This is a genomic window from Cyclobacterium sp. SYSU L10401 (assembly GCF_010993705.1).
Taxonomy (GTDB): domain Bacteria; phylum Bacteroidota; class Bacteroidia; order Cytophagales; family Cyclobacteriaceae; genus Cyclobacterium.
Genome location: NZ_WOFO01000002.1, coordinates 687,643 through 710,024, shown reverse-complemented (window position 1 = coordinate 710,024; position 22,382 = coordinate 687,643). Strand labels below are relative to the sequence as shown.

The 22,382-nt window shown below is 45.1% G+C and carries 19 protein-coding genes; 6 read left to right on the top strand and 13 right to left on the bottom strand.

Annotated features, from left to right (window positions below):
- Positions 1–177: 177 nt before the first annotated feature.
- Positions 178–1,854, top strand: a complete 1,677-nt coding sequence (locus GL182_RS07820; RefSeq protein ID WP_163379075.1) for an AMP-binding protein — start codon at positions 178–180, stop codon at positions 1,852–1,854.
- Here the strand turns inward: GL182_RS07820 and GL182_RS07815 are convergent, their stop codons facing one another.
- Together GL182_RS07815 and GL182_RS07810 are read right to left on the bottom strand one after the other, a co-directional pair.
- A complete protein-coding gene (locus tag GL182_RS07815) occupies positions 1,855–2,430 on the bottom strand; it encodes a sugar O-acetyltransferase (RefSeq protein WP_163379074.1) in 576 nt (191 codons plus the stop codon).
- Positions 2,427–2,960, bottom strand: a complete 534-nt coding sequence (locus tag GL182_RS07810) for a DinB family protein (protein ID WP_163379073.1) — start codon at positions 2,958–2,960, stop codon at positions 2,427–2,429. Before GL182_RS07810 ends, GL182_RS07815 begins: the two co-directional genes overlap by 4 nt.
- 170 nt (positions 2,961–3,130) lie before the next feature.
- Here GL182_RS07810 and GL182_RS07805 point away from each other — a divergent pair, with 170 nt between their 5' ends.
- From GL182_RS07805 to GL182_RS07795, 3 genes are all read left to right on the top strand, one after another.
- Positions 3,131–4,498, top strand: a complete 1,368-nt coding sequence (locus tag GL182_RS07805; RefSeq protein WP_205603601.1) for an exonuclease domain-containing protein — start codon at positions 3,131–3,133, stop codon at positions 4,496–4,498.
- Between the two features lie 55 nt (positions 4,499–4,553).
- Positions 4,554–5,576: an L-glyceraldehyde 3-phosphate reductase gene (mgrA, locus tag GL182_RS07800; RefSeq protein ID WP_163379072.1), complete on the top strand. Its 1,023-nt coding sequence runs from the start codon at positions 4,554–4,556 to the stop codon at positions 5,574–5,576.
- 286 nt (positions 5,577–5,862) lie between these two features.
- A complete protein-coding gene (locus GL182_RS07795; protein ID WP_163379071.1) occupies positions 5,863–6,660 on the top strand; it encodes a hypothetical protein in 798 nt (265 codons plus the stop codon).
- Positions 6,661–6,684: 24 nt separating this feature from the next.
- Here the strand turns inward: GL182_RS07795 and GL182_RS07790 are convergent, their stop codons facing one another.
- The 6 genes from GL182_RS07790 to GL182_RS07765 form a co-directional block, all read right to left on the bottom strand.
- On the bottom strand, positions 6,685–7,311 hold the full coding sequence (locus tag GL182_RS07790) for a hypothetical protein (RefSeq protein WP_163379070.1): 627 nt from the start codon (positions 7,309–7,311) through the stop codon (positions 6,685–6,687).
- A 38-nt stretch (positions 7,312–7,349) separates the two neighbouring features.
- On the bottom strand, positions 7,350–8,063 hold the full coding sequence (locus GL182_RS07785; protein WP_163379069.1) for a Sir2 family NAD-dependent protein deacetylase: 714 nt from the start codon (positions 8,061–8,063) through the stop codon (positions 7,350–7,352).
- A gap of 27 nt (positions 8,064–8,090) precedes the next feature.
- Positions 8,091–9,881, bottom strand: a complete 1,791-nt coding sequence (locus GL182_RS07780; RefSeq protein WP_163379068.1) for an OmpA family protein — start codon at positions 9,879–9,881, stop codon at positions 8,091–8,093.
- A 7-nt stretch (positions 9,882–9,888) separates the two neighbouring features.
- Positions 9,889–11,040 carry a hypothetical protein gene (locus GL182_RS07775; protein WP_163379067.1) on the bottom strand — a complete coding sequence of 384 codons (1,152 nt, stop codon included), beginning with the start codon at positions 11,038–11,040 and terminating at the stop codon, positions 9,889–9,891.
- A 338-nt stretch (positions 11,041–11,378) separates the two neighbouring features.
- Positions 11,379–14,786 (bottom strand): DUF1080 domain-containing protein, encoded by a 3,408-nt coding sequence (locus GL182_RS07770; protein WP_163379066.1) that lies wholly within the window; start codon positions 14,784–14,786, stop codon positions 11,379–11,381.
- Between the two features lie 35 nt (positions 14,787–14,821).
- Entirely contained in the window at positions 14,822–16,087 is a 1,266-nt protein-coding gene (locus GL182_RS07765; RefSeq protein ID WP_163379065.1) for a Gfo/Idh/MocA family oxidoreductase, read from the bottom strand.
- Between the two features lie 166 nt (positions 16,088–16,253).
- Between GL182_RS07765 and GL182_RS07760 the strand changes: the two genes are divergently transcribed.
- Positions 16,254–16,475 carry a hypothetical protein gene (locus GL182_RS07760; RefSeq protein WP_163379064.1) on the top strand — a complete coding sequence of 74 codons (222 nt, stop codon included), beginning with the start codon at positions 16,254–16,256 and terminating at the stop codon, positions 16,473–16,475.
- A gap of 12 nt (positions 16,476–16,487) precedes the next feature.
- Positions 16,488–16,742: a Rho termination factor N-terminal domain-containing protein gene (locus GL182_RS07755; RefSeq protein WP_163379063.1), complete on the top strand. Its 255-nt coding sequence runs from the start codon at positions 16,488–16,490 to the stop codon at positions 16,740–16,742.
- A 7-nt stretch (positions 16,743–16,749) separates the two neighbouring features.
- Here GL182_RS07755 and GL182_RS07750 read toward each other — a convergent pair whose 3' ends face one another.
- The 5 genes from GL182_RS07750 to GL182_RS07730 form a co-directional block, all read right to left on the bottom strand.
- On the bottom strand, positions 16,750–17,007 hold the full coding sequence (locus tag GL182_RS07750; RefSeq protein ID WP_163379062.1) for a hypothetical protein: 258 nt from the start codon (positions 17,005–17,007) through the stop codon (positions 16,750–16,752).
- 351 nt (positions 17,008–17,358) lie between these two features.
- Positions 17,359–17,868, bottom strand: coding sequence for a VOC family protein (locus tag GL182_RS07745; RefSeq protein WP_163379061.1), 510 nt, complete (start codon positions 17,866–17,868; stop codon positions 17,359–17,361).
- A gap of 120 nt (positions 17,869–17,988) precedes the next feature.
- A complete protein-coding gene (locus GL182_RS07740) occupies positions 17,989–19,365 on the bottom strand; it encodes a glycoside hydrolase family 140 protein (protein WP_163379060.1) in 1,377 nt (458 codons plus the stop codon).
- Between the two features lie 398 nt (positions 19,366–19,763).
- A complete protein-coding gene (locus tag GL182_RS07735; RefSeq protein WP_163379059.1) occupies positions 19,764–21,410 on the bottom strand; it encodes an FAD-dependent oxidoreductase in 1,647 nt (548 codons plus the stop codon).
- A gap of 93 nt (positions 21,411–21,503) precedes the next feature.
- The gene (locus GL182_RS07730) at positions 21,504–22,184 is read right to left on the bottom strand and encodes a hypothetical protein (protein WP_163379058.1); all 681 of its coding nucleotides are present in this window, start codon (positions 22,182–22,184) and stop codon (positions 21,504–21,506) included.
- Positions 22,185–22,382: the final 198 nt, after the last annotated feature.

The following is a 22,382-nucleotide window of genomic DNA, read 5'->3' as shown; positions in this document are numbered from 1 at the left end:
ATCGTCAGGCAACAAAATAAAGTAGAATTGGCTTGGCTTCCTACAAAGCTGCTTTGAAAGAGAGATTTTCTTTAAATCAAGCATCAAATCAACTTATTGGAATAATCATTTTAAAAAAAGCATTACATTGGATATCTTAGTACCATTGCCCATTTCAATAACCTCAAAAAATCAGATATGCAGGACTTTCCATGGTTTAAATTTTACCCAAAAGCTGTTCCCACTACCATAGACCCCGATGAATTCAGTTGCGTGGTAGATTTGTTTGAAGAAAGCATCCAGAAATATGGGGATGCGGTAGCTTATGAATGCATGGGTAAGACCATCTCATTCAATGAGTTGGATAAATTATCCAGGCATTTTGCCTCTTTTTTGCAGCAGGAGCTTAAAATGGAAAAGGGAGATAGGATTGGGATTCAGATGCCCAACCTGCTACAATATCCGGTGGCCATGTTTGGTGCCCTGAGGGCGGGGCTGATTGTGGTGAATACCAATCCGCTCTATACTGCCTCAGAAATGAAGCATCAATTTTCAGATGCGGGGGTCAAGACGGTCATCATTCTGGCAAATTTTGCCCACAACCTGGAGAAAATTCATAAAGAATTGGGAATCAAACATGTTGTGGTTACTGAAATTGGTGACCTCCTTGGGGGCTTAAAGGGGACCATTGTCAATCTGGTGGTTAAATACATCAAGAAAATGGTGCCTGCCTATTCCCTGCCCGGAGCCTGGACCTTCAATAAAGCCCTGGCCGCAGGGGAAAATAAAACCCTTGAAAAACCAACTTTAAAATCGGAAGATCTGGCCTTTTTGCAATATACCGGAGGCACGACCGGGGTGTCCAAAGGAGCCATGCTGAGCCATGGGAACATTGTGGCCAACATGCAGCAGATTTCTGCCTGGATGAAACCCAAACTCAAAGAGCGGGAGGAAACCGTTATTACCGCCTTGCCTTTATACCATATTTTTGCATTGACGGTCAATTGCCTGGCCATGATGAAGATTGGTGCCCACAATGTGTTGATCACCAATCCCCGGGATATGCCAGGATTTTGCAAAGAGCTAAAAAAACACCGCTTCAGTGTATTTACCGGAGTGAATACCCTTTTCAATGGATTGCTCAATCAGGCTGCTTTTCGGGACCTTGATTTTGGCTCGTTGAAGATCGCCGTAGGAGGGGGGATGGCCGTGCAAAAATCTGTGGCCAGGCGCTGGAAAGAAGTTACCGGTACGCCCTTGGCGGAGGGTTATGGCCTGACAGAAACTTCTCCTGTGGTCTCCTGTAATCCAATAGATGGCACAGAAAGGTTAGGTACCATAGGCGTACCATTACCCAATACGGAAGTCAAAATTGTAGATGATGAAGGAAAATCATTGGCTTTGGGTGAAAGGGGAGAATTGTGTGTCAAAGGTCCGCAGGTCATGCCTGGCTACTGGCAGCGACCTGAAGATACAGAAAATGCTTTTTATGGGGAATGGTTTAAAACCGGGGACATAGCGGTTCAGGATGAGGATGGCTTTTTACAGATTGTTGACCGGAAAAAGGAAATGATTTTGGTCTCTGGCTTCAATGTGTACCCCAACGAGGTAGAAGATGCCCTGGCCGCTCATGATGCCGTCAATGAGGTAGGTGTAATCGGAATTCCGGATGAAAAATCTACCGAAAAGGTGGTGGCCTATGTGGTAAAGAATGACAATGCCCTGACCGCAGCGGAATTGATTGAATTCAGCAGAGAAAACCTCACCAGCTATAAGGTGCCCAAGGAAATTTATTTTGTCGATGAGCTTCCCAAATCCAACGTGGGTAAGATTCTGAGGCGGGTAATCCGGGAAAACCATGAAAAAAACAACTGATCAGGCCAATTTTGGACCATCTTCTATGCTTTTGATGACCCTGGCGGGATTTCCTCCCGCCAGTACATCTGAAGGAATATCTTTGGTAACCACTGATCCTGCAGCAATGATGCTGCGATCGCCAATGCTCACTCCAGGGCAAATGATCGCCCCGCCGCCGACCCATACATCGGATCCAATGGTGACAGGTTTACCAAATTCCAGCAGGCTGCCCCTGATCTTCGCATTGACGGGATGGGTGGCAGCATAAATCTGCACATTTGGCCCAAACAAGCAACGGTCACCGATGGTGACCTGAGTGACGTCCAGGATGACACAGTTAAAATTGAAAAAAACCTGGTCCCCTACATGGATGTTGTACCCATAGTCGCAGAAAAAGGGTGGCTCCAGACCAAAATCCTGGCCTTTACTCCCGAGCAGTTCTTCCAGGACTTCATTCCTCTTCTGTAATTCATCGGGGAAGCTGTCATTCAATGCTTTCAGTAGTCGCCGGGCATGTAGCCTCTCCCGGGATAAGGTTTCATCGGAAGCAAGGTATAATTCTCCTGCCAACATTTTTTCTTTTTCGGATTTCATTTCAGGAGGGTTTTGAGCTGCTTCAGGTGTCTTTTCTCATGGTTTAGAATGATTTCAAAAGCATCATCCAGGGTATAAAAAATCCAGCGGCTTGCAGGAGAAGTGATCATGATGTTTTGATCCAGTAATGGATCCAGTTGCTGTATATATCCGGAGAGTTCATCCTGTTGCCTGTAAAACTCCACCAATAAGTCGTTGTTGTAATTGGATCCTGAGGGTTCCCAGGTTGGAAATGTTTTGGTTTTCGTTGGTTTTTTGGTGGCAGCCAATATCAGTTTCCCCATCTGATGCCCAATGAAGGGGATTTTCGATATAAGGGGGCTCCTGTGGGTTTTTGCGATCAGCTGATCAAATATGGGGAAATAGGAGGTATTGACCAAAACCAGGTGATGGATGATTTCCAGGGGGCTCCAGTGATTCGGATCTGGTTTTTGGTTCAACCTGGTTAAATCAAACGAACTGAGCAATTTTTCAAATTCCCAGTTGGTTTGTGTCAACTCCATTTGCCAGGTATCGGCTTTTTCTTTCATTGATTTTAAAATTAATAAGTTGGTCTAATCCCTCTACAGGACCGATTTTAATGATCATAAACCAACTAATAAAGTTTAATATTAATCATTAGCAGGCAGTAATTCAAGAAAGAAATTAAAACATTCCATTTTGATTTTCCCAACTATTGCCTTTATTTAAAGCCTTAATCATGTATGCCATTGTAGATATTGAAACCACCGGTGGGTTTTCTGCCAACAACAGAATCATTGAAATTGCTGTGGTTTTTCATGATGGGCAAAAAATAACCGGACACTATGAAAGGTTGTTGGACCCCTGCCGCTCTGTGCCTGGTTTTATCACCGGGCTGACGGGTATTGACTCCGGAATGCTGGAAGGTGCGCCGACTTTTGCCCAGGTAGCAGACGAATTGCTGGAACTGCTGGAAGGTAAAATCTTTGTGGCACACAATGTGTCATTCGATTATAATTTTATCAAAAGGGAATTTGAGCAGGTGAATAAGGTGTTCAAGCCTAAACGCTTGTGTACGGTCAGGCTTAGTAGAAAGATCTTCCCCGGTTTGAAAAGTTATAGCCTGGGCAGGCTGTGTGAATCAAGGGGCATACAGGTCAATGACAGGCACCGGGCTCTGGGCGACGCCTGGGCAACGGCCATACTTTTCGGACAGCTGCTTCAGGCAGATGAGCTGGAAGAAATCAGCCAATCGGTCAAAGGAAGAAATAAGTCGCTCAGCTTGCCGCCGAATATCAGCCAGGAACAATTCGAACAATTGCCTCAAGCGACCGGTGTCTATTATTTTCATGATAAAATTGGCAAGGTGATTTATGTAGGAAAAGCCCTCAACATAAAAAGTAGGTTTATGGGGCATTTTACCGGTAAATCCAAAATTAACCTGAAGTCTGAAATTTTTGATGTGAGTTATGAATTGACCGGTAGTGAGTTGCTGGCCTTACTGTTGGAAGCGATGGAAATCAAAAGACTTTGGCCCAAGTATAACCGCTCCCTGAAAGTCAGGTCTGTTTCCTGGGGGATTTATTCCTACTTGGACCAGGAAGGATATACAAGGTTTCAAATCAATAAAATTTTCCCGGGAGTAAAACCGCTGATGACTTTTAGTCACCATGCGGAAGCCTGGAAGCACCTGTCAGATAAAATTGAATCGTTTGATCTTTGCCCTAAACTGAGTGGCATTCAAAAAACATCAGAGGCCTGTTATGATTTTCAGTTTGGTAAATGCAAGGGTGCCTGCTGCGGAATGGAATCCTTCGATGTATATAACCAACGGGCAGATTGCGCTTTTGAAAATAGTTTTGGAGAAGGGGAGCGGTTTCTGATTAAAGATAAGGGAAGGCGGCCCGAGGAGGATGCAGTCCTGCTTTTTGAAGAAGGTTTTTTGGCGGCATTTGGCTATATTGAAACGGCCCTTGATTTCGATCATGTTCAGGAAGTAGTAGCATGCCTGAAGCCGGTAAAAAGAGTTGCCGAGACGCGGCTTTTGCTCCAATCATTTATCAGCAGATTTTCAACGGAGCATATTATTCATTTAGGCCCCGATTGAATTTCCATTACCTGCAATAAATTGTACCTTTAACTTAAAATAACCAATAAAATCTATGAAATTAAACGATCAGGACCCATTGTTACCTTATCAGCCTGAGCCAGACAGGTATGCATCCATGAAATACAGAAGATGCGGAAAAAGTGGTCTGGACCTGCCCATGATTTCTTTAGGCCTGTGGCACAATTTTGGACACAGTGATGATTTCAGGAATGGACGCAATATCCTGAGAACAGCCTTTGACCTGGGGATTACCCACTTTGATCTGGCCAACAACTATGGTCCTCCGTATGGATCTGCCGAAGAGAATTTTGGGCGGATCTTTGAGAAGGATTTCAAAGCCCTGAGAGATGAATTGATCATTTCATCCAAAGCAGGTTGGGATATGTGGCCCGGGCCTTATGGCAACTTTGGCTCTAAGAAATACCTGATTGCCAGCCTGGATCAAAGCCTGAAAAGGATGGGATTGGACTATGTGGATATTTTTTACCACCACCGGCCTGACCCCAAGACACCTTTGGAAGAAACCATGGGAGCCCTGGATCTGATGGTTCGGCAGGGCAAGGCATTGTATGTAGGCATTTCCCAATACAATGCAGCAGATACCGCCAAAGCATCGCAGCTATTAAAAGAAATGGGAACGCCCTGTCTGATCCACCAGCCTCGCTACAGCATGATGGACAGATGGGTAGAGGATGGATTGTTGGATACTTTGGAATCGGAGGGAATCGGAGCGATTGCCTTTTCACCATTGGAGCAGGGTGTACTGACTAATAAATACCTGAAAGGTTTTCCCGAAGATTCCAGAGCCGTTCGTGATGGCAGGTACCTGGATACTGAAAAGATAACGCCGGAATTGTTGGCCAAGGTAGAAAAGCTGAATGAAATAGCCAGGGAACGGGGGCAAAGCCTGGCCCAAATGGCCATCGCCTGGTTATTGAAAGACAAGCGGATCACTTCGGTATTGGTAGGGGTTAGCAGGGCTTCACAGCTCAAGGATAATGCAGACAGTTTGAACAAGCTCGAATTTTCGAATGCCGAACTCGGTGAAATTGAAAAGATTATAAGCAAAATGTAGAAATGACAAATTACCTTCATTTTATAGGCTGGGCTGTCCTTCCTACAGGTTGGTTGCCGCTAGGTTTTTATGCTTTTGCATGTTTGGATATTTGTGAAAAATTTTAAAAAAGTCCTGCCTGTTTGACAATTTACCGAAATCATTTTAATTGACCCTGTACATATAGCTAGTGTACAGGGTTTTATTTTTCCAATAAAAATCATCCAATTGGCTAAAAAAACTGATCATCGGTATATTTTTTGTTTTAAACTTTGTATATTGTCTATGTACCCAAATGACCAAAGTTATGAAAAAGCAGCTAACCATATGGCTAATCGCCTTATTTACAAGTTTCAGTTTATATGGACAGGAACAGCAATATGTAGTCCTTGAGTTTATCAAGGTCGAGCCCAACCGGGTGTTGGATTACCTGGAATACAAGGAATTTCTGGCCCAGGTTCACAAAGTATCCAAAGAAGAAGGGCATATCAATGGCTGGGATTTATGGTCCCTGCAGTCCGGATCAGATTTGGAGGGAGAAAATTTTCAGTATGTGACCGTAACCTATTATAGCGACCCCGTAAAAATGATGAATGGGAACGATACGGATCAACTGGTCAATAATGCCATCAAGGCCTTTCCAGAAATGAGTGTTACAGAAGCCACAAAAAAAATCAGTGATGCCATGGATATGCGGGATCTGGCAGTTAGAAGTTATATGGTGGAGGTGGCCAGAACGGACGATAGTTTTGATTTCCAGCCTGGTATACTTGCTTCCTTTGACCTGATGAAGGCGGTAGAAGGTAAATTTCAGGAATACGAAAGAGCGGAACAAGAAGTTTTTTTGCCCCACCATCAAAGAAAAATCAATGCCGACCTGATGGAAAATTGGTGCTTTCTAAGGACTGCCTTACCAACCGGGAGTGAAGCCAAGTCCACACACATGACCATGAATGTTTATTCGGATTACCTGCAGTTTTTTAATTCCATGGAGTTTGAGGACATGGAAATTACCGCTGAGCAACAGCAGGCAGTGGAGGCAGGCCTTAATTCTCGTGATCAGAAATGGGTGTATCTGGCCACCCTGGAATCTTTGGTGAGATAAATCTAGGGATGGGAGAACGATGTTTCAGGAGGGATTGAATACTTCGTTTTTCCATCCAAAATACCTGCAGCAAAGAACCATTAAAAAATTCAGTCCTGTATGAAAAATGATCAATAGTAAGATAGCCAGGAGTGGTACGCCCAAAATCTGATACGGCCAGGTATAAGTCCAAACCCCCAGGTTGATGGTGATGATTTCACCATAGGTTGGAAATATCATGGCGACCAAAATGGTAAGGATCAGTTTTCCGGAAATGTTTGCTGTGCCTGTTGCCCGAAACAAGTCTTTTTCAATTTGGTAGATAAAGGTAAAGGCCAGTGCCCAGGCAAAAGGAAGCCAATAAGGGAATGATTTATCCGGACCTAAATCATGGTATTCCCAATAGCCAAAATAAATTCCCCATAGCTCGCAGCAAACTCCTAAAAGTCCACTGAGAATCGTTCCAATCAGGTAAATGTACTTGTCCTCAGCAGTTGCTTTCCATTTTTTGACCAGGGAGTAGACCAGGTAGGCTGCCAAAAAAAGAGCCACCCAGTCATCTTGCGGATAAAGGAAACCAATAAATAATCCCGCCAGGGTTAATTTCAGTATATTTTTACCGAGGATTATTCCTAAACTCGTTTGACTGTTCGTTTTTATTGCTGTTTTCAAGGTGTTGGGTTTAGCTCAAAAGTAAAAAAAATATGGGATTAGTTTTTGAAGTCCCATGATTTCAAAAGATTTTCCATTTTAATCACTCCTGTACCGGCTTTTTCTTCTATGGGAAACAGGTTTTCCATTGGGTACAGCGAGGGTATTTTGGGATCAATGATGAATTTCGGGATAGTAGCTGCCACATAATCTATCAATCCGGCAGCAGGATAAACGAGCATGGAGGTTCCGATTACAGCCAGGGCATCAGCCTGTTGGACCGCAGCAACGGCTTCTGTCATTTTGGGCACGGGTTCGCCAAACCAAACTACAAAAGGCCTCAATTGAGATCCTTTTTCACATTTATCTCCGAGTTTTAATTCCCACCCCTCTATGGGATAGGTGATTTCCGGGTCTATGCTGCTTTGGGATTTGCACAATTCCCCATGAAGATGAATGATCTGAGAAGAGCCCGCTTTTTCATGCAGGTCATCCACGTTTTGGGTGATGATGGTCACCTCATAGCTGCTTTCAAATGCCGCCAGTTTCAAGTGGGCCTGGTTGGGCTTGGCTTTCAAACAGGCTTTTCTTCTTTGGTTGTAAAAATCCAGTACCAACTCCCTGTTTCTCTGCCAGCCTTCCGGTGTGGCTACATCCCTTACATCATGTCCCTCCCAAAGACCATCGTCATCCCTAAAAGTCTTAATGCCGCTTTCGGCCGAGATACCAGCCCCGGTCAGCACCACTAACTTCCGTTTTTCTTGTTCATCCATGAATCTTATTTCTTTCTTTCTTCAAAGTTAAAATAAGATTTGAATTTCTACCATTCGATCTTCTTTTCTTGGGCTTTTGTTGCTGCCTCTGACCAGCAGGGCTCCCGCTTGGATCTGAATTTTTTCCGCCAAAATGCCTGAATTTTCTTTTAAGGCTTCCGCCACAGCCTGAGAACGCCTGTCGATCAATGCCATATTGTAGGCGATACTACCAGTGTGATCCGCAAATCCCTTTATCGTAACGGTGGCTTCCGGATATTCTTGCAGGGTGGCAGCAATAGATGCCAGTTTTTCCAAGGCCGATTCCGAAAGTCCACTTTGCTCCTTTTCGAAATAAATCACTGCATAGCTGACAGGCAGTTCATACGAAACCGTCTGGGCCACTTCATCTTCTTGTACTGAGAAAACGGTAAAGCCAGGGGCGGCTATATCCCATAATGGGCTGTTTGGACGAAAATTTGAGGTTACACGCTGGGGATCCAGGCGCAGGCCGTAGGATGAATTTCTTTCCTGTACTTTGGGAAAGGTGTAGGCCATGCTGGTACTTAGCCCTGTGCTATCCGCAAGCAGGGGTAAGGCAGCAGGTCTGCCCAGAGCAGGAACTGCCAGGATGGGCAAATACCTCGTTTTATTAATATTTGGCGGGGATGATTTTTGAGTAGACCTATAAGTCTGAGGGATCTGTTCCGGATGGTAGCCCAGATGATCTCTTTCGGTATAGCTGTCGTATGTTGTTGGTGGGGGATTATTGTAGATCACCCTGTACTGATTTTCAGGAGGCGGAGTAGAAAACATCGATTGGCCTGGTTCTGAACTTTCCCGATCAGGGTAATTATACCCCGATACTGTCTGTTCTTCCCGATCCGATGCGGTCGCATCTCCTTCTCTGTTCTGTTTGGGAAAGGAGGTGGAGGGGGAATCCTGGCTGATTAGCAAAGTATCCCGATTAATGATTTCTGTAGATTGATCAGTTTTCGAGTCCGGATTTGGCGTCCTTTTTTCTTCCCTGCTTTGAGCAGGAGTAGAGGAGGGGCTGATCACATTGGCCCGGTAGGCTTTTTTTGCCGGAATGAAGCTAAATTTCAATCCCATCCGGTGATTGAAGACCCAATCAAGAGGAGGGACATCAGGGTTTTCCGGAATACCATTGTGGTTTAAAATGTCCGATGCTGGATCTGCATTTTCAAATAAATGAAGGTTTCCCTGCATGCCCGATTGGATGAATAATTCCAGTTGGTTGGTGGCCTTTAGTCTGATCCCTATTCCTCCTGTCCAATACAGTTGGTTGGTTGAAAAATTGACCGCTTCATTAGGGCTGATTTCAAGCAGGGAAGAGAGGGTGTTTGGTTCGGGGCTTTCTCCCTTCCTGTACAGCCATCCTGCGCCCAGGCTCAGGTATGGAGCCAGCTTCGCATTTTCCCTTATTATTTTTCCATTGTCGGCTCTGAATACCAGGGATGAACCTAGGTTTACCACCGATGCCTGATAATCCCGGCTTTGTCCGGTACCATCAGGTCCGGTACCGCTAAAACTGCTGCTGCCTTTGAATGTTGATTCTCCGCCCAGAAATGCCAGGCCCAGTCCGGGGCTCAATCGCTTTTCCAGGCTTAGGGTCCAGTTTCTCTCCGGATGTAAAGGAAGGTTTAAGGCATAAATTTGTGTTATACCGGAAATTTTTTTTATTTGGTCCGGCATGAGGGAATGGCTATACCCGATGCCCAATCCCAGTCTCCATTGATAAGGCGAAAGCTGTGCATGACTTTCCACACCCATAAGAAGAAAGGTTAGAACCAGGATTACTATGCTGCTGTTTTTCATGGGAGGTCTATTTGTTCAGTCCCAACCAAAGATTAAACTCTACACTGAAACCTATAAATGGGTAAAGGGTAATGTTTTCTATATTGGTGTTTACATCAGAGGAGGTCAGTACAGTACCTGCATTGAATCTCAGGATCCTGAATATACGGTAACCTAAACCCACATAAACAGGCCGGCCGACAAGCGGCCCGCTGATTTCGGTTTGGTTGCTATCCTGCATATTGGAGAAAAACACGCCGGTAGATACGGAAGCATTTCCTAGAAATCGCGTAAAACTCCTGTTTCCAAGTGGCACAGAAATACCGGCAAAGGCAGAAGTACCATAATCCAGGTTATTAAAACCCCCATTAAAGTAGGTTCCGGCATACCCCAGATTAAGGGGGAGGTAAAATGGCTTTTTCTCCGTTGGATAATTTTCCAGTTCCCTGATATCCACCAGCATCAGGAGATTTGCCCGGAGATATTGGTCCACCTCTGCATGAAGCAGGTCTATCAGCTCCTTTTTCAATTGGGCGGTGTATTGGGCCTGCCCTTCATTGTCCGGGTCCGGATTTTTAGACAAGAGATTAAACCTTGCCCCTTTCAATTTTACTCCCTGAAACTGTTCAATTTTGATTTTGACCATATCGCTGAAGCCCTGAAATTCCTGTTCCAGCGGGTGGGTATAGTTTTGCATGCCCTGGAGGACCACTTGGTCCAGGTGGGTCAACATGGCCTTGGGGTTGGTGAGGGCACTGATGCCCCGTTTATTGGCGATAAAATTGGCATTGACATAGCTTTCAAGATTGGTATGTAGGGCATCTTGCAAGGCAGCCATTTCATTAGTATCAGCCTGGCTATAATAGTAAAATCTTAAGGTGTAATTCTCGCTGCTTCGAAGAGGGTAGGCGACAAATACTTCATAATTTTGAGGGTCGCTCCCGTAGGCAGCCTTCCAGGAATAGGAATCCGCCAGATTTTCATTTTTTTTGCTTTTAAAAATTTTAAGTTCCACACGTTTGATCCCATCAGGAAGGTTACCTTGTATGTAAAAAGGCGCTTCAGAAGGCAGGGGGCGACCACCGTTGATTTGGTTACTTTCGGGAGAAAAACTAATGGATTGATCTTGTGCCATGGCAGGCAAAGAAAGCAATGAAAGAAAGAATAAAATTTTTTTCATTAGAATAAATATTAGTTGATTAAATCAGGAGTCGGTACCTGCATGGATGCAATTCACTAACAAAAGTAAACATACACAAAAATTGATCCCTTTTTAAATTCAGATCTTCCGTTGGTCCTTACCAAAAACGCCCTGAACATGCGCTATAAAACAATAAAACCAGTAGGATGCGCTTTTGTTAGCTCAGAGAGGATGGTTTATGTAAATTGAATGCCTGGAAAAGGTCGGTCTAAGGGCTGAGAATTCTGGTAATCAAAACATTAAAAAAGTAAAATATGTAAAAAAAAAGTTGCCCCAGATTGTGAGGCAACTTTTTGTGCATGTAATTTAACAGGCTGTTACAATTCTTTCACCCGGATATCTTTAAAATAAACAATATCTCCATGGCCTAAAAATCCAATATGACCTTTTTCGCGGAACAGGCCGGGATGTTCCCTGCCATCCAGGGTGCCGTTTTCTTTGGCATCTGCGATATTGACATCCAGAATTTTGTTATCGTTTAGGATAACCTGAATCTGATCCCCTTTGACGATCACTCTTTGCTGGTTCCATTCGCCTACGGGGTTTAGGTGCCCTTTTTCAGCAGCAGCCACGCCATAAAGAGAACCGTGGTATTGATAGGGTTTCAGCTCGCTGTAAATTTCAGCCGTGTCATCCAAAATCTGAAGCTCCATTCCTGCATAGGCTGCATCCCCTTCCAACGGCGCTCTGATACCCAATCCGTTATTAGCTCCCGGAGTAAGCTTAAACGCAAAGCGGAATTCAAAATCTGCGTATTCCTTTTCAGTCAGGAGATTTCCCTGTCCGCCTCTACCCGGATAGATGGCCAATACGCCATTTTCTGCCACATAATCGGTTTTGTTACCGGTCCATTTGTCCAGGTTGGTCCCATCAAACAACACTTCAAATCCTTCATTTTTTTCTTCTTCGCTCAATTCAAACTTTGGAGCACCAATTAATTCCCGGATATAAATATCCCGGTAGGCCACATAGGTCCCGTGTGCCTGGAGTTCAATCTGGCCCTCGGGAAATAGGGCTTGCTCCCGGTCCCAGTAGTTTTCCAGGGGAACTTCATCCACTACCAGTTCTCCGTTCAAATAGACGGTTACCTTTTCTCCCTGCATTTTAATGTGAAAGGTGTTCCATTCGCCAACGGGGTTATCTGCTACTTTCAGGGGTTTGCTGGGATATTTTTGGTTGTTGTACAGTCCTCCTGAACCTACTTCGGCACCTACATCCGTCCTGGCGGGGTCCCATATTTGGACCTGAGGTGTGCCCCTGAGGTAAATGCCTGCATCGCCTTCTTCAGTGATTTTCCAGTCTACAAACATTTCAAAATCCCCATAATCTTTGGTAGCGGCAATATTCTGCCCTTCTCCAAGGAATACCAGGAGTCCATCTTCTGCTTTCCAGCCCTTCTCCATCATTTCGTTGGCCTTGGCCTGTTCCCTGTTGAATGCGCTTTCGCTCATGGCTGCTCGTTGGATGGGATTGCTGAATACCCCTTTCCAGCCTTCCAGGTTTTCACCATTGAACATTGAATAATACCCTTTGCCTTCAGGCATTTCATCCAGGTATTTCTGAAGCGAGGTTTTGTAATACTGACTGTCCTGTCCGCTGATTACCTCGATTGTTTTTTCAACAATTTCCCTGACCTTATCTCCATAAATGGTTTCGTTATTCAGGACGATATTCATGATCGCCCGGGCGGCACTTTGCTGGAAGGATGCTTCCTCCTGGTAGTCTGCCGCTACAAGCAAAGCCTGGAAGGTGGGGTAATTACCTATTTGATCGAGTGCAGCCAGGATGGTTTCATTTTTTTCTGCCAGTTCAAGGGCATTCCTCAGCATCAGTATTTTTTGTGCATCAGGACTTTCCACAGATGGTACGAGACGAATATAACCCATCAGGGCATCTTCTCTTTGAGTACTTTTTTCAGAATTTCTGGCAATGTGGAGCAGGGGTGCTGTGGCCCTGGCATCAGCTGCCTCATTCAAAGCAGCAACCACGGCTTGTTTTTGCCGATCATTCCCGTTTTCATAGATGTCCTGCAATTTATCCAGGGCCATTTCTCCTCCGGTTTTGGCCAGGACTTTGTACAGGTACATTTGCTTATCCAGGTCAAGATCCGGAAGCAAATCCATTGCCCAACTGGTTTCTGAAACTGCATCTCCTTTTTGAGCATTGGCAACAATGATGGCTTCCTGAATTTTTTCCAGGTTTGCCGGAGAAGATTCATTCCTTAATAAACCCACTAGCTGATCCAGGTCTTCAGGGCTAGCCATGGCGGATAAGGCGGTCAAGGCAGCTTCTTTTACAGTAGATTCACTGCTTTTGGCAGCATTCAATACCACTTCTATTTGGTCTTCTGCAGCTCTTGAGGCCAGCAATTCCAACAGCAATATTTTATTTTCCGAACTGGCCTCAGGGATTCTGGAAGCAAATGCTGCCGTCACATTGTCTCCATCCATGCTTTTTAAAGCGGTAAGCAATGCTTCTGTTTCTGCTTCTCCTGCTGTTCCCAACTTGTCAAGCAAGGTTTCAAGAGTCAGGTTTTCACCGGAGGATACCACAGCAGCAATCGCTGCCATCCGGACGATTTCTGCCTCACTATCCAGGTAGGGAGAAATGGCGAGGGCTACGTCCTCATTCTTTACATTACCCATCCTCTGTATAATAGCAGCCTTAGCTTCTGTTGATCCTTTTTCCAAGGTTTTTTTCCAAAGGTCCAGTTCAGCAAGCAAACTTTTATCAGAAAGGAGTTTCAGGGCAGTTCCCCTGTATCGAAATTGCTCCTCCAGGGCAGCTCTGGTAAGCCATTTGGATGCTTTATCTGGATTAAATTTCACCATCAAACCCAAGGCACCGGCTTTGGTATGAAAATGTGCTTCGGTATTGGTCTTCTTGTGCAGTCTATTAGCCAGCTTAAAGGCAGTTTTGGTATGGCCTTTTTCTCCCAGATTATCGATATACCTCAGGTAAAGGGCAGCTGCATTACTTGGGTCATAGGTAAAGCCGGCACTTTCTGCAGCGGCATAAAGGGTTTTGGCACTGCCCGGATCGGCAATATTGGCCAATGCATAAAGACTGACTTTCTTTACTGATGGGTCTGGAGCGTCCACAAAGCCAGTAATCTCCTCCAAAGCTTCCTGACTGCCAAAGTCCCCCAGGGCTTCGATAAAATTCATCTGTAATGCTTCATTTTCTGCAGATCCCAAGGCCAGAATAAGCGCTCTTTCCGCAGAACTTGAGCCGATGTTGGCCATGATCCGGGCGGCAATACCTGACAGGCGCTCGTCCTGGAGGTAGGGTTCTACATAAGGCACTGCATCCTCTTTGGCTATCCACTTGAATTGGGTCAGTAAGAAGTGTTTGGATTCAGGATCTTGCACTTCGTCCAGGGCCTTTCCGTAAGCCTGAACGGCCATTCGTGCCAGGTCTGCCTGCTCAGGGTTACTGGCATAAAAGGCAAATCCTGCCAATGCATATTCCAGTTTTTCGTTATTTGCTCCGGGCTTCAGCATGGCCGCCATCTGGCTGATACCTTCCTCTCCCAAATCTTCCATTTGTTGCATGGCTGTTTCCAGGTTTTGGGCATTAGTGGCGGGAAAACGGTTGAGCAAATCTGCTATTTTGGTAGCAATGGTCCGGCCATCGTCCAATTGATTTTGCGCCAGTCCGACAAATACCTGCCCAAACAATAAGGCAAGTATCAGGGTGGTTTTATAAATAGATTGTTTTTGCATGGTACTGCTTGGATTCCTTTTATTTATTAATTGGATCATATGGTGTAAGGTGCCCTCATGGGTTGATCAATGAGCCTGTTCGCTCCTTCATCATTGAGAAATTGCTGCTTATCAGGGTCAAATTCCAGGTTTCTTCCCAGTCTTAAAGCCACCAGGCCCATATTGACCAGGGTGCAGGAGCGGTGTCCGTTTTGCTCGTTCAAAGCAAACTTTTTCCGGTTTTTGACGGCATCCACAAAGTCTGTCACCTGGGGATCGGGGTCTGGAAACTGAGCCAGCTTTCTTTCCATGTTGGGGATATCAGATTTAAAACCCCTGTAAAGCTTTCCATTGGGACCTTCTATGTAAGGTGCTTCGGTGGTACCTTCGCCATCAAGTATGATCTGGCAGCCATCAGCGTAGGTGTAGGTGATTTTTCTCCAGGTACCTACCGCATCCGGATGTTGTTGAGGAGCATCGATTTCAACTTTTACCGGATTGGTTTGATCCTTGCCCAGGAAATATTGAATGGGATCCATATAGTGCTGGCCCATATCGCCTAATCCACCACCGTCATAATCCCAATAGCCCCTGAAGGTTCCGTGGGTTCGGTGTTCATGATAGGGTTTGAAAGGCGCAGGACCAAGCCAGCGCTCGTAGTCCAGCTCTTTGGGTACCGGCATACTTCCCAGGCCGGTCTTTCCTACCCAGTAAAATTTCCAGTCAAAACCGGTCAGCTTCCCTACGGTAACTTTCAGCGGCCAGCCCAGCATGCCGGAATCAACCAGCTTCTTGATGTTTTTCACTTCCGTATTCATGCCATAAAAATTGGCATCGAAACGAAACCAGGTGTTCAAGCGAAAAATATTCCCATGTTGTTTGACCGCTTCCACTACTTTTTTGCCCTCTCCAATGGTTCTGGTCATGGGTTTTTCACACCAGATGTCTTTCCCTTCTCTGGCGGCATCTACTGCCATGATCCCATGCCAATGAGGCGGGGTGGCGATATGAACAATATCCACTTCCGGTAATTGGATCAACTCCCGGTAATCTGAAAAAGTCTTGACTCCTTTTCCCAATGTTTCCTGAGCGATCCCGATATGTCTGGTATCTACATCACAAATGGCTACAGTTTTGGTGCCTGCATAATTGAAGTGGCCTCTCCCCATACCCCCTACACCAATAATGCCTTTGGTGAGTTGGTCGCTGGGAGCCAGGTGACCTTTTCCCAACACGTGCCTTGGCACGATGCTGATGCCCCCCAAAGCCAAAAGACTTCCTTTGAGAAAAGTCCTTCTGGAATTTTTTGAATTACGATCCATATTTATTTAAAATTTTTTTATATCAACCCGTGAATATATTTCCTTGAAAAAGGATTAACAAATAAAATGGGACATAGGGTAATATATTGCTGTAAATAAATTCATGAAATGTAAATTGGAATGGTTTTGGTACTACTTTTTGTAGTTTTTATCTAAAATTAATGTCATGAAGAACCCAAAACAAAAAAACAAGACAACGGAAGATTTTGAAGACAACAGTTTTGACCGTGCACAGGAAGAAGCTCAGGATGGCCAGGGACCAAAGTCCAAAAATAAACCATCCAAAAAGGAAGCAGATAAAAAATCCAAAGATGATTTGATGAGAGCCAGGGAAGCGGATAAGGAGTGGAGCAGTGAAAGTGATCAATTCAGAAGGGATAACGCCTGAATCTAAAAGGTTATGAGCAAAAATAAACGGCCCCAAATTAAAAATGAAGAGCAGTATGAAGCCCTGAGGGACCAGGGTTACAGCAAGGAAAAGTCTGCCCGTATTGCCAACACACCTGATGGTCTGGCCGGGAAAAAAGGAGGAAAGGCTCCTCCCTATGAGGATTGGACCAAGGATGAGTTGTACCAGAAAGCAAAAGATATAGGTCTTTCGGGAATCAGTAAACTACGCAAACAGGAATTGATTGATAAGTTGAGGTCGCATTGAGAATAGGCTATTGTTGTTGTTCCTTTTCTCTGGCCTCCTCTTCCGCTTTCCTTTTTTTCATGGCCTTTCTCCAAAAGAAAAACATTACAATCACCAGGGCAGGAAGGATCACAAATATGACCAGGTTACTGGTGTCGCTAAGGTCTACCGGGCCCCTGGGTTGGGGAATGTCAGGTTGCATCTGTGCGGTTGCAGGAAAGGCTAAAATCAAAGATAAAATGATCCCCAGAAGACCGGGTTTTAGTGGATTTGGAATACGTATCATGGGTTCATTTAAACAAATAGCAGGCCAAACCCGGGAATATAAGCGGTCTATTTCAATATTGTAGTAAATCCGCAATACCATTCTATATTCAACCGATTTTAAAGGGTAAAAGCTGTCAGGGTTCAGCTATTCAAAGTTTGGTTTTGGTTGACTATCAACCAAGACCTGAAAGGTTTGCGGTTTTTTGATGTATTGCTTTACATCCATAATCGGTGCCGACCTAAAATTTGATCTCCTGAAGAGTTTAAACGCTCAAGGTCTGGCATCATACTATAAGCAGCGGATGGAGAACTGTCCCGGCAAATGATCAACAGTACCGTAGCCTTCTGAATACAGGTGCATCTGGATTGCTTAGCCAAGCTCCTTGAGTAAGCCCTCCAAATCCAACCGTCTGGTATACATTTCCAGAGAGCCGTCCTCCTTTACCGGCCACTGTTCTTTGGGCCGGTCCCAGTACAATTCTACCCCATTGCTGTCAGGATCATCCAGGTACAGGGCTTCGGATACCCCATGATCTGCTGCCCCGGTTAAAGGGTAATCCGCTTTCCCCAACCGGCGAAAAATGGTGGCAAGGTCTTTTCTGGTGGGATAGAGAATGGCTGTATGGAAAAGTCCCGCAGTATTTTTGGGAGCAGGTCCTGCATTTTTACTAAACCAGGTATTCAATCCGATATGGTGGTGGTACCCACCAGCCGAAATAAAGACGGCATCTTCTCCATACCTGCTGGTAATTTCAAATCCCAATAGTCCACAATAAAAGTCTAATGAGCGTTGAATGTCGGCTACTTTCAGGTGTACATGTCCGATGCCCGTGCCTGCCGGGATTTTATAGGTTTTTTCAGAGGTAGATGACACTTTCATTGGTGTTTCTTTAAATTTTCTGCCACGTGATAGGAAAGCCAGCTTTCGAAAGAAAGGCTTTTTTGGGATTTGTTTTAGCCATAGTGAGGAAATCCGCTCAGCCCCTTGATTATAATAGTTTTACTCTTTGAAACCTGAGAAATCAAATGCCGCATCCTTGTCCAGCAGTAGCAAGAGAAAATCACTTCCCCAACCTGCAGCCCAGGGCGTAAATTTATGAGAATTGCTCGTCTCAAATTCCCCAATTTCTACCATTTTACCATTTCGGGGATTAAACCACCAGGCGGAAATGTTTGCTGAACTCATTTGGGTCAGATCGATGGTTAATGGAGCACCTGTTGGTGTGTAGGCAAGGATCAGGTCAGCTTTTTCTGTCTTTGATGCAAGCATGTAGGATTCGTTTTCCGGGTTTTCTCCCAGGATCAGACTTTGATCCAATTGCAGTTGCTGCCAGGGCAAAGCTTCAAATAACCTTTTCATGTATCCCATATGGGAAGCTCCTGGAAGATCGAGGGCAGCTTGCCAACCCGTGCGGGCATTGATAATGGGTGCACGGTTGTTGGCATACATCTGCCAGACATCATTGCAGCCATAGGTGTAACCTGCAGCCCCTGACAACATGCTCCAATAACCAGCAACCCTAACATCAGCATCATCCAGCCATCCATGGTGCTTGTCTTCCCAAAACCGGTCCGGAATATTCTCATAGCGTGCCTCTCCGTTGATTACAGGCTTTATCCGGTCTGAATTTCTGGCATCCATCACGTATTGATAGTCCTTTGCCAACCGGCTATGACCACTCTGAAACATGTCCATATCCAGCCAGGAATCCTCACTAAAAAAGTCTGTTGCTTTTTTTGCACCTACAGGGTGAAAAGTAATCAAATGATCCTCATCAAAGGAGCGTATGCCTTTTGCCATGGAGCGGATAATTTGGTAATGGGTTTCATTTTCCATGGCCCGGTCACCCCCAAGGATCCAAACCAGGTTGGAATGATCCCGGTACCTCTTGGCCAGTAACTCCCCGTATTTCTCCGCATTTTCCGCAGTAAAAATTTCAGGACCGGTACCCCATTTTTTGTTGAATTTATCGCCCCAGGTAGGTAGAAGGCCCACATACATGCCCATTTGGCCTGCTTTTTCTACCAGGTAATCTACCAGTTCAAAATATTTTTCATTCAGCTTCTCAGGATTATGATCAATCAAAGGGGTCTCCCCATAGGCATTGGGGGTATTCAGTCCATCCAGTTCAGCAAGTACTACTGTTTGGATAAGATTAAATCCTTTGTTGGCCCTGTCTTCCAGGTACTGATCAATTTCCTCCTTGTTTAAGCGGTGGATCAATTCCCAGGCCGTGTCTCCCAACCAAAAAAAGGCCTGCTCGTCTTCCGTGACAAGGTATCGTTGGTTTTCGGAGATTTTCAGGAAAGGGAGTTGCTGCCCGCTGGCGAAAAGGGACAGGAATAGCAGGGGCATAAGCAGGTAGATGGTTTTCATTTGGATGACATTTAGGTTTGACAAGGTTATTGAAAGCTGGGTATAAAAAAAGCAGGCCATTGCTTTCCGCCCGGCAACAATAAAGTAAATATCGGTTAAATGGAAAATAATTGCAACGGCCAAAGTGAAAAGCTGTTTCCTGGCAGGTCACCGTTACCATAAGGTTGGGATTGGGACCGCTTTTTAGGAGAATAAAAAAATGGCTAGAAGCTAGATCATTGACTAAGCTCTCACACTTAATTATTTTTTATTCGGCAATGTTCCAAACCATTTCTCAATTTTTTTTTTGTCAGACGGACGAGTAAATAAGGGAGTACTTGGTAGGTCCTTTAAAAGAAAATCGCTTTTTGCAAGAATTAGGGTAAACTTGGTTCTTATACGGATCGCCCTATTTTTGCTTAACGCATCCCAATGATTTGCCCATTTTCCTCCAGCCCAGCTTTTAATGCGGCATAGGGCAGGTTCTGAACGGCTACCTTGTTTTCCAGGCAAAGGTCCGCCGCAATGCCAACAGCTTCTCCCAACAGCATAAAAGTCCATTCCAGCCGGATGGCCCCATAGGCGATATGGCTGGAGGAAAGACAGGTTGGGGTCAGCAAATTGGTGGTTTCGGACTTCCGGGGAACGAGGCTCCTGTAAGGAATCTGAAAAGGTTTCCAGTTTTCTCCACCAAAGACGAATCCTTCATTATAGGCGAGCCCCTCTTTTACGATGCGCCGTACATGGTGTACATCCGGCGGCCAGAAGGCGATGGCTACCGGGTCTTCAATGAAAATGGAGCTGTCTTTTCGGGTATGGTGTTCGGTAATCACATAATCTGACTGTATTCTTCTGCCGTCCCGTATGTACAGCATTCTGGGCCACCCTTCATTATCGGTAAATTCATCTTTCGTTGTACCCCACTGGCTCCATTCCCGCCTGACACCTACCGGCACTTCCGGATCATTGGCCAAAAACCAAAACAGTCCCCGGGTAAAATCGAGGTGGTATTGGTAGATCTCCTGTCGTTTCTGGTAATCCCCTTCCGGATACTCGTGATTCATGCCGTAAAGGTTGTGTGACAGGTCGTGCCAGGCACCTAAATCGGTTTTGTTGTTGGGAATGGAATAGGAAGGTTTGTAAAGCGTACCTCCTGCATCCAGGTAACGCAGGTAAATTTCGTACCATTCCCGTTTGTAATTTTCCGGTTTGATAAAGGGAACCCTGTTGGCAGTATCCTTTGTCAGGCAGGCCCGAAAGCAATAGGCCTGTATGCGCTGGTCCCCGGCACCTGCTGCTCCCAGCGCTTCATCCTGAATGGTATGAATCAACCCACTTTCAGGGTTTCCGGGCACTACATAAGGGTCAACCGCAACTTCAAAATTCCGGTAGGTGTTGCTGTGCCGGATGCCATTTCTTGTTTCCTGGTAAAGGCTGTTGGGCTCCCGACCTACAATGGTGGATACGCCGGCATAGTGCAATAGGTCTCCTTCGTAGGATGCATCAATAAATAGATCGGCGCGAAAGATTTTCCCATTTTCGGTTTCAAAAGAGCGGAGCTGTTGGTTCTCTTTTTTGACAGCATCAAAAGCAAGTCGAAGCCGGGATTCCCTGTAAACCCGAATATCATAGTCCTCCAGCCATTGGTCAAAAATCCTTTTGGCCACATGGGGTTCAAAGCGCCAGGTTTTGGCATCGGTTCTTGCTGAATCAAAATTGGCGATACCATAATGCCGGGCTACTTCCTTATAAAATTCCAGGGTCATTCCTCCGATCACATGATCGTTTTTGAAACCTGCATGGTTGTTGATATCCGAGCCGCCGAGCCCTTCTATGGTCATGCCTCCCATATACTTATCGGGACTTACGATCACCACTTCCCTGCCGCTCTTTTTCAGTTGAATGGCTGCAAGCAGGGAGGCACTGGAGTTGCCATAGATGCAAACTTCGGCATCAATGGTGTCCTTTGGGAGTTGGCAGGCGGAAAGCAGGAGCCCAATCCCTAAAAAGGAAAGGGCTTTGCATAGGAATTTTTTCCCGGAAGACAGGATTGGACTTGCTTTCATGGGTCAGGGGTTATTACCTTTCAAGGTACCCATTTTTCCCATAATTCTTTTTGACCAATGGTGAGGTTAAGCCTCAGAAGTTTAAAAAGAGATTTAGGAATCGTCTTCATCATTTTCCTCAGGCAACAAACATTCGCCTTCAAACTCTGCTGCGACGAAATCTTCTTTATTTAACCAGTATTCTGAAGTGATCAGGGTATAATCGGTTGAGTCCTTTTTATTTAATTCCCATATAATGGCGTCAGCTTCCACAAATTCTTTTTCTGTGCTCATTTTTTCGGGAAACAGCCTTTTAATAAGATTTCTGTCTGAAATCCCCTTATAGAGGGATTTTAAAACTATCTCTTTGGTTATTTCCTGGTCGAAATCCGCCGCAGGAACCATTGAAAAATCGACAACGGTTGCTTTGGTATTGGGAAATTTTCCGTTAAACGCCTTATAGAGCAACTGATTGATATTGAACAGGTCATAGTGTAGGTCGATCTCCGGGTATTCTTCACTTACCTTGTCTTGTAACATGTCGTTAGAAATTTGGGCGATTTGCCCTTCATTCAATCTTTCTGCAAGTTTATAGGTCAGGACTATTTCTGCAGCCTCATTGGGTTCAAAGTCTGTAATCGCCATGTGGAGCATTTCCCGTAAATTTTCCGGTTTGACAGTATTGGCATCCGGAAAATTGAATTGTTCCAATAAGGTGATGAAATCCTGTTGCTGCCAATAGTGGGGTATTTCTTCGACAGTTGTAAGGTTTTTGATCGTGATGTTGAATTTCATTTTCAGATTTATTCACATTTCTACCTACTCTCCAAGCTTTTCGGCTAATGCTCCTTTGAAATGGAAGGTCATTCCGATAGGAATGAAATGAACCCATCCTACCTTTGGATATAACGACAGGTAGCAGGAAATCGTTGGATATTACTGGTTTTTTACCATCCCGGTATTTGGGGCTGTTCCTGACAGTTCAATGTGCCT